The sequence below is a fragment of the Brevibacterium sp. CT2-23B genome (genome assembly GCF_013168765.1).
GTDB classification, from domain to species: domain Bacteria; phylum Actinomycetota; class Actinomycetes; order Actinomycetales; family Brevibacteriaceae; genus Brevibacterium; species Brevibacterium sediminis.
Genome location: NZ_JABBYK010000007.1, coordinates 36,306 through 48,501 on the forward strand (window position 1 = coordinate 36,306; position 12,196 = coordinate 48,501).

At 66.2% G+C, this 12,196-nt stretch carries 9 protein-coding genes; 5 read left to right on the forward strand and 4 right to left on the reverse strand.

Annotation, left to right across the window (positions count from 1 at the left end; genetic code table 11):
- Positions 1 to 23: 23 nt before the first annotated feature.
- The gene (locus HIM68_RS16875) at positions 24 to 1,916 is read right to left on the reverse strand and encodes an L-lactate permease (protein WP_253904027.1); all 1,893 of its coding nucleotides are present in this window, start codon (positions 1,914 to 1,916) and stop codon (positions 24 to 26) included.
- Between the two features lie 336 nt (positions 1,917 to 2,252).
- On the opposite strand from HIM68_RS16875, the gene aceB reads away from it, so the two are divergent.
- On the forward strand, positions 2,253 to 3,857 hold the full coding sequence (gene aceB, locus HIM68_RS16880) for a malate synthase A (protein ID WP_172174384.1): 1,605 nt from the start codon (positions 2,253 to 2,255) through the stop codon (positions 3,855 to 3,857).
- A gap of 160 nt (positions 3,858 to 4,017) precedes the next feature.
- On the forward strand, positions 4,018 to 5,172 hold the full coding sequence (locus HIM68_RS16885; RefSeq protein WP_172174387.1) for an FAD-binding oxidoreductase: 1,155 nt from the start codon (positions 4,018 to 4,020) through the stop codon (positions 5,170 to 5,172).
- Between the two features lie 52 nt (positions 5,173 to 5,224).
- On the opposite strand, the gene HIM68_RS16890 is transcribed toward HIM68_RS16885, so the two are convergent.
- Positions 5,225 to 5,686: a universal stress protein gene (locus HIM68_RS16890; RefSeq protein WP_172174390.1), complete on the reverse strand. Its 462-nt coding sequence runs from the start codon at positions 5,684 to 5,686 to the stop codon at positions 5,225 to 5,227.
- A 13-nt stretch (positions 5,687 to 5,699) separates the two neighbouring features.
- Positions 5,700 to 7,193 carry an SLC13 family permease gene (locus HIM68_RS16895; protein WP_172174393.1) on the reverse strand — a complete coding sequence of 498 codons (1,494 nt, stop codon included), beginning with the start codon at positions 7,191 to 7,193 and terminating at the stop codon, positions 5,700 to 5,702.
- A gap of 143 nt (positions 7,194 to 7,336) precedes the next feature.
- On the opposite strand from HIM68_RS16895, the gene HIM68_RS16900 reads away from it, so the two are divergent.
- Together HIM68_RS16900 and HIM68_RS16905 are read left to right on the forward strand one after the other, a co-directional pair.
- Positions 7,337 to 9,157: an ATP-binding protein gene (locus HIM68_RS16900; RefSeq protein WP_172174396.1), complete on the forward strand. Its 1,821-nt coding sequence runs from the start codon at positions 7,337 to 7,339 to the stop codon at positions 9,155 to 9,157.
- Positions 9,154 to 9,813, forward strand: a complete 660-nt coding sequence (locus HIM68_RS16905) for a response regulator (protein ID WP_253904028.1) — start codon at positions 9,154 to 9,156, stop codon at positions 9,811 to 9,813. The genes HIM68_RS16900 and HIM68_RS16905 overlap by 4 nt, the downstream gene beginning before the upstream one ends.
- Positions 9,814 to 10,023: 210 nt before the next feature.
- Here the strand turns inward: HIM68_RS16905 and HIM68_RS16910 are convergent, their stop codons facing one another.
- Positions 10,024 to 11,385, reverse strand: a complete 1,362-nt coding sequence (locus tag HIM68_RS16910) for an MFS transporter (RefSeq protein ID WP_172174399.1) — start codon at positions 11,383 to 11,385, stop codon at positions 10,024 to 10,026.
- A gap of 150 nt (positions 11,386 to 11,535) precedes the next feature.
- Here HIM68_RS16910 and HIM68_RS16915 point away from each other — a divergent pair, with 150 nt between their 5' ends.
- On the forward strand, positions 11,536 to 12,075 hold the full coding sequence (locus tag HIM68_RS16915; protein ID WP_172174402.1) for a transcriptional regulator: 540 nt from the start codon (positions 11,536 to 11,538) through the stop codon (positions 12,073 to 12,075).
- Positions 12,076 to 12,196 lie beyond the last annotated feature (121 nt).

The window sequence follows — 12,196 nt, forward strand, 5'->3', positions numbered from 1 at the left end:
GACGATCCGCGCGGGCGTGAGCGTCAAGCGCGAGCGGTGGGCTCCGGTTCGTCGTCGGGGTCGGAGGTGCGAAGGTCGCTGACGCCCGCTTCAAGGCCCGGCAGCGGCTTGCCCGGCGAGCGGCGGATCATCACCACGACGACGGCGAGCCCGATGACAATCGCAGTGAGGACGACGGTGCCCGCGTTGAAGCCCAGCCCATTGAGTCCGATGAACGCCAGGGCACCCGCGGCCAGCGAATACACGAGCATCGGGATCGAGGTGCGACGGATGAGCTCACCCTCCCGACCGATGAGACCCACCGTCGCCGAGGCGGCCACGACGTTGTGCACGGCCACCATATTTCCAGCGGCGCCGCCGACCGCCTGAGCCGCGACCACGGTCTCAGGGCTGGCGGCACCGATCGCGGTGCCGGTGGAGAACTGGAACTGCGAGAACATGACGTTCGAGACGGTGTTCGACCCGGCGACGAACGCACCCAGCGCACCGACGAACGGGGCGAACAACGGCCAGGCGTCGCCCACGGAACTGGCAGCCGCCTCGGCGAGGGTGACCGGCATCGACTCCAAGCCGGCGCCGTTGTAGTCGGCGCCGGAGTTGATGAACACGCGAACCAGCGGCAGGGAACACAGCAGGGCAACGGCCGCGCCGGCGATCTGCGAACCGGCGATCTGCCAGGACCCTGCGATCTGCTTCTTCGTCATCCGGTGGATGAAGTACGTCAGCCCGCAGGCGAGGACGAAGATCGCGCCGGGCGACCACAGCAGATCCATGTTCTGGCTGATCGGGGTGCCGAAGATGTTGTCGATCTTGATCACGGCCGGACCGTTGAGGAACTCCTTGATCGCGGGCACATTGCGGGTGATGAGCAGCAGGGCGACGACGATGAGATAGGGCGACCACGCCCGGGGCAGCGACATCTTCTTGGTCAGCTGCGCCTTCTCCTTGTTCGGGTCGACGGTGCCCATCCAGAAGGCCGGCCAGTTCTCGCGCGGTGCGAAGTCCCAGGTCTTCTTCGGCATGAGGAAGCCCATCCGCGAGGTCGTCACGACGATGGCCAAACCGATGAGCCCGCCGAGCAGCGACGGGAACTCCGGTCCGAGCACATTGGCCACGATGAGGTAGGGCACGATCATCGCCAGGGCCGCATAGATCGCGAACGGTGCGATGGCCAGGCCGTCGGCGAAGCGCCGGTTGGCACCGAAGGACCCGGTCATCAGGCACGAGAGCAGCAGCGGGATGAGGATGCCGCAGCAGGCGTGGATGAGCGCGACCTGCGTGGCGGTGTGAGCGACGAATTCGGCCTGGCCGAGTCCGAGCTGACCGGCACGTTCGGCGACCTCGGCCGACATCGACCCGTCCTCCTGCGCCAGACCGGAGCCGATGCCCAGCACCATCGGAGTGCCGACGGCGCCGAAGCTCACCGGCGTCGACTGGATGATGAGACCGGCGAGCACCGCGGCGATCGCGGGGAAGCCGAGGGCCAGCATGAGCGGGGCGACCACGGCGGCCGGAGTGCCGAAGCCGGCGGCGCCCTCGATGAACGAACCGAAGAGCCAGGCGACGATGATGACCTGCACCCGCCGGTCCGGGGAGATCGCGATGAAGCCGGCGCGGATCGTCTCGATCGCCCCGGACCGGGTGATCGTGGCCAACAGCAGAAGTGCACCGAAGACGATCCACAGCAGGCCGATCGCGACGAGGAGGCCCTGGACGACCGAAGCGCCGATCGTCACCCACTCGATCTTCCAGGCGAAGTTCGCCACGAGCGCCGCGGCTATCAGTCCGACAGGCATGGCGTATTTCGCGGGCCAGCGGAATCCGATGAGAAGGATTCCGGCAAACAGGATGGGGGAGAGGGCCAGGAGAGCTGCAACAGCGAGGTTGTCCACCATGAGTCCGATCCGCGGCGTCATTGCCGCATCGTTCCACGGACCTGACCTGGAGCGACGATCTTCCTCAGCCGACCGAGAACCAGCGGTGGTCGGTGACGATGGGCCGCCTCGGCGAGTCCATGAGAGATGTTCCCCTTATCCTCCCCAGCCGCCTGATCAGAGTCAATGAACACACCGTCTCGAATGCAGGATATGGTTTGACGAGACGTGCATCACCTCATATTCTTTCGTTGTGTGAACAAACATTTTCACAATGTGAAAGTTTCGCAGTCAAAACCCCGTTGACCAGCGAACATATCGCATCACCAGATGTGGATAAGGACGCAGCACCGATGTGCTGACTAAGGAGAACCATCGATGACCGCTCATATCGAAAACCTGGACATCCCCGCCGGGATGGAGATCACCGGTGAGCTGCCGGACGGGGCTGAGAAGGTCCTCACGCCCAAGGCGCTTGAGCTCATCGTCGATCTGCACCGGAAGTTCAACGGCGACCGTCTCGAGCGCCTCGAGGCTCGCAAGGAACGCCAGGCCGAAATCGCCGCGGGCAAGGACCTCGACTTCCTCCCCGAGACCGCGGAGATCCGCAACGATCCCTCCTGGCAGGTCGCACCCCCGGCACCCGGTCTCGAAGACCGCCGCGTCGAGGTCACCGGCCCCACCTACAAGAAGATGACGATCAACGCGCTCAACTCCGGCGCGAAGGTGTGGCTGGCCGACCAGGAAGACGCGAACACCCCGCAGTGGGACTCGGTCATCCAGGGACAGATCAACCTGCTCGACTCACTCAACCGCGAAATCGACTTCACCTCGCCCGAGGGCAAGGAATACAAGCTCGCCCCCGACGAGGAGCTGCCGACCATCGTCGTGCGTCCCCGCGGCTGGCACATGCCGGAGAAGCACATCCTCATCGACGGTGAGGAGACCTCCGGTTCGCTCGTCGACTTCGCGCTGTACTTCTCGACCGCCGGTCAGATCCAGATCGAGAAGGGCCGCGGCCCCTACTTCTACCTCGCGAAGATGGAATCCCACCTCGAGGCCCGCCTGTGGAACCAGGTCTTCGAACACGCCGAGGATGCCTTCGGCCTGGCCCGCGGCACCATCCGCGCCACCGTGCTCATCGAGACCTACACCGCAGCCTTCGAGATGGAGGAGATCCTCTACGAGCTGCGCGAGCACTCCGCCGGACTCAATGCCGGTCGCTGGGACTACATCTTCTCCGTGATCAAGAACTTCCGCTCCCGCGGCTCCGACTTCCTGCTGCCGGACCGTTCGGACGTGACGATGACGGTGCCGTTCATGCGCGCCTACACCGAACTGCTCGTGCGCACCTGCCACAAGCGCGGTGCGCATGCCATCGGCGGAATGTCCGCGTTCGTCCCCTCGAAGGACGAAGCCGCTAACAAGGCCGCCTTCGACAAGGTGCGCGAGGACAAGTCGCGTGAGGCCTCCAACGGTTTCGACGGCTCCTGGGTCGCACACCCCGGAATGGTCGCCCTCTGCAAGGAGGTCTTCACCGAGACCCTCGGCGAGAAGCCGAACCAGATCGACAACAAGCGCGAAGACGTCAACGTCACCGCTGCCGATCTGCTCGACGTGAAGTCGACCCCGGGTGCGATGACCGAGGCGGGCCTGCGCACCAACGTGTCCGTCGGCATCCAATACCTGCGCGCCTGGCTCGAAGGCAACGGCGCGGTCGCCATCAACGGACTCATGGAGGACGCCGCGACCGCCGAGATCTCACGGTCCCAGGTGTGGCAGTGGCTGGACGCCGGAATCACCCTGGACTCCGGTGAGAAGGTGACGAAGGAGCTCGTCGAGCGCATCGTCGCCGAGGAGGTCGCCAAGCTGCCCGGCGACGACGCAGGCTGGAAGGACGCCACCGACACCTTCGTCTCGGTCGCCCTCGATCCCGAGTACGTCGACTTCCTCACCCTGCCGGCCTACGCCCGCATGCCGTGATCGGCACTCGCTGACGAAGCCGAACGCCCCCGAAATCTGTGCCTTGAGCACCGATTTCGGGGGCGTTCTTCGCTAAGCTCGACATACACACCCACGTGAGGGTTCCAACTCGACCCGCAGGTGGGAGGTGCCGACGACGGATGGACCTACGGAGGTGGGGATGAGCCTGACCACAGACGAACTGCCCCGACTGGCCAGCCCCTCAAACATCGCCGAACTCTCCGAGCTCATGGCCCGCGCCCATGCCGAGCACCGCACCGTGACCGTGTTTGGCGGCGGTACCGCCTTCGACGATCATCCGCCGGTCTCCACTCCGGTGCTCCTCATCGACCTGACATCCATCGCCGAGGCGGCCGATCCTCGAGGCGGCACCATCCGTGCCGGAGCCGGCTCCCGGATCAGCGCCCTGACCAGGTTCGCCGCACAGTCAGATCTGGAGCTCCTCGGCGACCTTCCCGCCGACCGCATCGAAGCCGGCGCCACCCTCGGTGGCATGATCGCCACCGCGGCCACCGGGCCCCGCAGTCTGCGCCGTCCCCGCCTGGCCGAGACCGTGGAATCCGTGACCGTCGTCGGTGCCGATGGGACCATCGCCCGCACCTCTCACGGGCTCCACCGGGACCTGGGCGGCCGCGATCTGCCCGGACTCGTCACCGGATCCTGGGGAACCCGAGCGATCATCGCCGCGGCCGAGATCCGTCTGACAGAGCGCCCCGCAGCGCAGAGATTCGTCTGGATTCCCGGCACCGAGGCGGCTGCCGATCTCCTCATCGCCCGCAGAGTCCCGGACGCGGTCGTCATCGAACGCCCACCCGGTTCACTGGCGGCGACAGTGGTCCTCATCGAAGGGGAGACCGACGAAGTCGAGGCCGAAGTGGGCCACCTCGTCGATCGGAACCCCGGTGCGACCCCGTGCGGGGAGCCGGAATGGTGGGGGCGCAGGGCGCGACTGGCCGCGACTATCGGAGTATCCGTGGTGCCGAGTTTCATTCCGACGCTCATCGATGCCGTCGCCCGACTGGAGACGACGATCGGCTATCCGCTGCAGCTGCGCGGCAGTGCAACGGGCACGTTCGAACTGGGCATCGGCGCACCGGAATCCGAACCGGGGGTGGCCACCCGAGTGGCCCTCGAGCATCTGCGCAGCTTCGGCCTGCATGTCATCGCCGCCCGGCTGATCCACGCACCCGCACCGGTCTGGAACGAGGTGGACGCTTGGGGTCCGCAGCCGGGGCGGTCGGGTCTGCGCGAGATCAAGAAACTGGTCGACCCTCGAGGAATCCTGGCTCCGGGCCGCGGGATCGCCGGAATCTAGCGTCGCGCCACCGAGGCCGGGCGACCAAATTCGTGCGGCCGGCTCCGTACTTCTACTTGACCAACAGCACCGGGCACTCGGCCTCGAGGATGACCTGCTGTGCACTCGACCCGAGGAGCAGCTTCACCACGGGCGAGCGTCGCTTCGTGCTCATGACGATGAGTGCGGCATCGTGCTCGTCGGCGAGACTGAGGATCTGCTCGGCCGGGTCGGGCCCGGAACGGTGGACGGCATACTCGAGCCCCGCCTCGGCGAGGGCAGCCCCCAACCGGGTGCATTCGGACAGGGACGACGTCGACGGGGCCGTCGTCGTATCCGTGCCGAACACGACCGCCTGCACCGCAGCGTTCTCACGGCGGGCCGCGGCGATCGCCTGCTCGAGCACCTCATCCGAGGCATCCGGGCGCAGCGCCAGGACCACAGTATTTGAAGCCGAATCGATGCTCGGTGAGGCAGTGACCTGCAGCGACGGGGCAGGGAAGCGGCGCTGCGGAGTCGAATAGAGGTCAGTCATCGCAGTCCTCCGCTCAGCCGATTCCGATGACGCCGACGGCGACACCCACGGCGAGTATGACGAGGGCGACGATGAGCGCGCGCCACAGCACCTTCTTGTGGTGATCGCCGAGCTCGACGCCGGACAGGGACACGAGCAGCAGGATCGCGGGCACCAGCGGCGACTGCATGTGCACGGGCTGGCCGGTGATCGAGGCGCGGGCCATATCTGCAGCGGAGATGCCGAAGTGGGAGGCGGTCTCGGCGAGCACGGGCAGGATGCCGAAGTAGAAGGCATCGTTGCTCATGAAGAACGTCATCGGGATCGACAGCAGGCCGGTGATGACAGCCATGTAGGGGCCCATCGAGTTCGGGATGACCTCGACGAGCCATTCGGCCATCGCGTCGACCATTCCGGTGCCGGACATGATGCCAGTGAGCACGCCCGCGGCCATCACCATGGCCACGACGGAGATGATCGCGGTCGCATGGGAGGCGAGCTCCTCCTGCTGGTCCTTCATCTTCGGGAAGTTGACCATGAGCGCGATGACGGTGCCGATCATGAACAGGTACGGCAGCGGCAGGATGTCGATGATGAGCAGGACCATCACGGCCACGGTCAGAGCCAGGTTGAACCAGAACAGCTTCGGACGCAGCGTTGCGCGGTTGGGATCGAGCGCGGTGTTCGACAGGCCCGTGCCGGAACCGGCGGAATCGCCTGTGTCGTTCGCGGAGGCGGGTCCCGCCTCGGGGGTGGTGTCATCATTCGCCGAGGCGGCCGAGCCGGATCCGTGTCCGTGACCACCCGCGGTGGTGCCCGCGGACGAACCCGCGGTCGTGCTGGCTCCGGCCACGGCGCCGACGAGGTCCATGCGACGATTCGAACCGCGGTCCTCGACCCAGGTGACGCCGTTCTTGGCCAGGCGGCGACGTTCGGAGATGCCGAGCACGTAGGCGAAGACGAGGCACACGAGCAGGCCGGCCACCAGGGAAGGAACCATGGGGACGAAGATCTCGTTCGCGTCGATCTGCAGCGCCGAGGAGGCTCGGGCAGTCGGGCCGCCCCACGGGACGATGTTGAGCGTGCCGTTGATGAGGCCGGCGACGCAGGTGAGCACCACGGGTGACATCTCGAGGCGCTGGTAGATCGGCAACATGGCCGCGGTGACGACGATGAACGTCGTCGATCCGTCACCGTCGAGGGACACGGCGCCGGTGAGCAGTGCGGTGCCGAGGACGACCTTGACGGGGTCGTTGCCGGCGACCTTGAGGATGAACTCGACGAGCTTGTCGAAGAGGCCGACGTCGATCATGATGCCGAAGTAGATGATGGCGAAGAGCAGCAGCGCTGCTGTCGACGACATCGAGGCGATCGCGTCCATGACCATGTCCCCGATGCCCAGACCGGCCCCGGCGAAGAGGCCGAAGATCGTGGGCACGAGGATGAGCGCGAGGATCGGCGAGAGTCGTTTGGTCATGATCAGCGTCATGAAGACGAGGATCATGGCGAAACCGAGAATGACAAGCACGAGCTTCTCCTTCGAAGGCGAATGTGAGGCTCGAAACACCGTAGGGCCCAGATCACGGGCCGCGCGCGCTTGTGTGCACTGATGGCGTTTAGATCGTTGCGCGCCTTTTGCGCATTGCGCTCAAACGCGGCTACGCTGAGCGCGTGCCCCGGTCCCATCGTTCGTTCTCCCGACGTGTGCTGATCTCTCAGCTCGCGCTCGTCATCGTGATCCTCGCCCTGGTCACCGGAGTGTTCGCGTGGATGGGTGCGCGCACCGTCACCGAGGTGACCGAGACGAAGGCGCTGGCCACTGCCCGCACGCTGGCGATCGATCCGGACGTCCGCGCCGCCGCCACCCAGGCTTCGGCCGAGCATGCCGAGAAACCCGATGAGCAGCTCGTGACCTCGATGTTGGCGATCACCGATGATCTGCGCGACCGCTCGGGCATCAGCTTCGCCGTCATCACCGACGATCGCGGCATCCGACTCACCCACCCTGATCGGTCGAAGATCGGGCACAGGGTCTCGACGTCGCCGGAGGAGGCACTGGCCGGACGCGAGAACGTCTCCCACGAATCCGGGACCCTGGGCGAGACGGTGCGCGCGAAGGTGCCGATCTATTCGAATGAGGACGGCAAGACCGTCGTCGGTGAGGTCTCGGTCGGCATCTTCGCCTCTGTGCTCGACGCCGATGTCCGCCGCGAACTCATCCTGCTCGGCACCGTGGCGGTGCTCGCCCTCGCGCTCGGCGGGGTCGTCTCCGTCATGCTCGGGCGCCGGCTGCGGCGGGAGACGCTCGGCGTCGGACCCGAAGAGCTCGCCGAGATGGCCCGCGACCAAGGGGCCGTGCTCCACGGCCTCGACGACGGAGTGCTCGGATTCGATACGAACGGGAAGCTGACCCTGAGCAATTCGAACGCGAAGGAGCTGCTCGGTGCCGCCTCGGCGAAGCACGTCGACCGCGCGGGCGGCGCGGACCGTGTGAACGGCACGGACGGCGCGAACGACGGAGCCGCCTCGGCGGGGGAATCCGACCGCGAACTGGCCGCCATCTCCGACGACGAACTCGTCAATGTGCCCGATGAGATCACCGCGCTCATGGCCGACGCCCCGGCGGACGGGGCGCTGCGGCGGCGGATCACGATCGGCGACCGGATCCTGCTGGCCACGGCCGTGCGGGTCCAACGCGACGGGGTCTCGGTCGGCGGGGTCGTGACCCTCCGCGACGAGACCCAGATGCTGACGATGGCTCGCCAGCTCGAGTCCGTCACCGCGATGGCTCGGGCCCTGCGCACTCAGCGGCACGAGTTCGCCAACCGGCTGCACACCGTGCTCGGACTCGTCGACACGGGCGCCACCGATGAGGCCCACACCTACCTGTCCTCACTGCTGGGCACCGGGCCGATCACGACTCCCGTCGAGGACATCGACCTCGTGTCCGACCCGTACCTGCGCGCAGTTCTGGAAGCGAAGGGAACGACCGCCGCCGAGGCTGGAGTGGCCCTGGCCGTCACCCCTGACTCCCTGGCCGTCGGTGCGGTCCGCGACCCGGAGGCAGTCACGCTCATCCTCGGCAACCTCATCGACAATGCTGTCCGTGCGGCCGTCGCAGGCCGGCGGTACGCCGAGGACGGAGGCCGAGTCGAAGTGCAGGTGCTCAGCTCCGGGACGGAGCTCCACGCGGTCGTCACGGACACCGGCGACGGGATCGACGACGAGGTGGCGGGGAAGATCTTCGACGAGGGATTCTCGACCTCGACGGCCGCCTCGGCGCCGGATTTCGGGATCGGACTGACCACCGGAACCGGCACCGGGGACGGCCACGGACTCGGCATTGGACTTGCGCTCAGCCGCCGCGTCGCGGAGAAGGGCGGGGGAGCGGTGTGGCTCATCGACGGCCACGACCCGGACCTCGGCGGGGCGAGCTTCGGCATGCGCCTGCCCGATGCCCTCGATGAATTTCAGCAAGATGAGGAGAGATGATGGTCAACGTTCTCGTGCTCGATGACGATTTCTTCGTCGGGCAGATCCATGCCCGGTACGTCGACGAGGTGCCCGGCTTCACGGCGCTCGAACCCGTCCGCGACCTGAAGACGGCCCGCGAGGTCATCGCCGAGAACGAGGTCGATCTGCTTCTCGTCGACTACGTCCTGCCCGAGGGCACCGGGGTCGAACTCATCCGCGAGACCGATATCGAGGCGATCGTGCTCTCGGCGGTCACGGATCCGCAGGTGGTCCGCTCGTCGTTGCGCGCGGGGGCGATGACGTACATCGTCAAGCCCTTCGCCGCCGAGGTGCTGCAGAACTTCCTGCGCCGCTATGCGCGGTTCCTCCGCTATTGGGAGCGGGAGAAGGTCGGGCAGACCGACCTCGAGCGGCAGCTGCGCAACCTCCACGATGCCGCGGCCGTCGGCGGGACCGGAGCGAGCCCGGCAGGATCGTCGACGACGACCCGGATCCTCGCCGCGCTCGAGGAGGCGAGCGGTCCGATGACGGCTCTCGAGGTCGCCGAGGCGGTCGGCGCCTCCCGTGCGACCGCGCAGCGGCATCTGGCGAAGCTCGCCGAAGCCCGCACGATCACAGTGTCCCTGCAGTACGGCAACACCGGCCGCCCCGAGCACCTCTACGCCACCCGCTGAGGTAGGGCGGGCTCGTCTTGGTCACTCCCGATCTCTTTCGATCGACGGCTTCGGCGCTGCCTGGCCGCAGTGATTCTGCCGCCAACGGACTGATTCTTCCCCGAACCGACCGATTCTTCGCCGAACGGCAAGTTAAGTGTGCGCAGATTGCCAAATAGGCGAAGAAAATGTGCAATCTGAGCACACTTATCTGGCTATTGGCAGGAGAGCTCAACCGCGGTCTTCGACCTCCGCCGACGGTGAGATCGGGTCGGTCGCCTCGGCGAGCAGATCGAATTCGCGGGGGAGATCCCTCATCCGCAGCAGGCGGGAGGCGAGCACCGGCAGTGAGCCGAGCAACGCGCAGGCTGCCAGGATCCACATCGCCGTCGTCACCCCGAGCCGGTCGCCGAGGATGCCCGCGAGGAAGGCGCCCAACGGCATCGGTCCCCATACGAGGAAGCGGATGGACGCGTTCATCCGGCCCAGCAGCGGCTTCGGGCACAAACGCTGCCGGAAGCTCACCTGCGCAATGTTGTAGACGACGACCGCCCAGGTCACAAGGAACCAGCTGATCAGCAGGGTCGGCAGCGCCGGCAGGACGGAAGCGAGCGGAACACCGAGGAAGCAGAGACCGCCGATCAGCGCGGACACAGCGATGCTCGTTCCTTCGCCGAGGATCTTCTGCACCCATGCCGCCGTGAGTGCGCCGAGGATGCCACCGGCCGAGGCGACGGACATGATGATTCCGAGTTCGACCTGGTGAAGACCGAGCGTGGTGAGTGCGTACAGCACGAGGAGCGCGAAGATACCCGACGACGCGAAGTTCGTCAGACCTGTGCAGGCAGTGATCCGGCGCAGCAGCGGGTGACCGAGCACGAAACCGAGTCCCTCCCGAATCTCGGCGACGAATCCGGCCCGGCCCGCGGCCGGCCGTGGGGTTTCGCGGTGTCTGATGAGTCCGACGAGGATGCTGGAGAGTCCCATGCAGATGCTGGTCAGTCCGATGGTCAGTGGGGCACCGATCGCGGTGACCAGCCCGGAGGCCAGAGTGGGACCGGCGACTCCGGCAGTCTGCTGGCTGGCTTGGAGCTTGCCGTTGCCGTCGGAGATCGCTTCCCCGTCGACGAGTTCCGGCAGGTAGGACTGATTGGCGATGTCGAAGAAGACGCTGACGATTCCGACCCCGGCCGCGACGAGATAGAGCTGGACCATGCTCAGGGCATCGAACGCCCAGGTCAGCGGGATGGTCAGGAGAATGGCGGCACGGATGATGTCGCCGGAGACGATGACGAGTCTCTTCGGCAGACGGTCGACCCAGGCCCCGGCGGGCAGGCTGATGAGCAGGAAAGCCGCGGATTCCAGCGTTGCGAGCACTCCCATTTCGAAGGCGTCGGCGTGGAGGAGCTGCACGGCGATGAGGGGGAGGGCGAAGAGGACGAGCTCGGATCCGAACACAGAGACCGTGTCGCCTGCCCACAACTTCATGAAATCGCGGTGTCTCCACAGCGAGACGTGCTTCGGCCGCTGCGATGAGGCGGACCCGTGCTGCGGCTGTGGTTCGCTCGACGGTGGTTGGTCGGCTGCTGCCATGGCTCTTCCTCGAGACGACGGGCGGAGGATCAGCGATTGAAGGTCAGTGATTGAGGGTTGTCAATCAGTAATGCTCCACGAGCGATTGAGGAAAGTCAATCACTTTGGACGATTGATTGACTTCTCCCGATCACTCGTTAGCGTTGAGGCATGAACGATGACACACCTGCCGCGGCCGCCCTCGCCCGAGCCGTGGAGCGCAGGGACGCCACCGATGCCGAGGCCAAGGCGCTGGCGTCGAGCATTCGGATTCGGATCCTGCGGCTGTGTCTGGACGAGGCCTTGAGCAATCGAGAGATCGCCGAGGCGACCGGCCTCAATCCCGCGACCTCGCTCCATCATGTGCGGATGCTTGCCGACACCGGATTCCTCGAACCTCAGGAGGCGCGTCGCGGCAAGCGCGGGTCCAGGGAAATCCCGTACCTAGCCACGGGCAAGAGCTGGTTCCTCAACACCGGCGATATGACGACCGAGATGCTCGAGGCCTTCACAGCCGAGTTCACCGCTGCACCGTATGAGGAGCGGACGATGGGTCGGATGGCGGCGATGCTCACCGAGGATGAGGTCGAGGAGTTCCGGGCTCGCATCGATGAGCTGTTCGAAGAGTTCCGCAGCCGGCGCAACAAGGACGGTGCAAAGCAGTGGGGCTTGTTCATCGCCATGCACCCGAGCGATCCGCATGACCGCTGACGGCGGCCGGGATCCCGCTGATAACGCCGGTGACAGTTATGTCGACGCGCGATGCGCTGCCGCGAATGACAAGTTAAGTGTGCTCAGAATGCCAGAATGTCTAGGATAACGGGCAATCTGA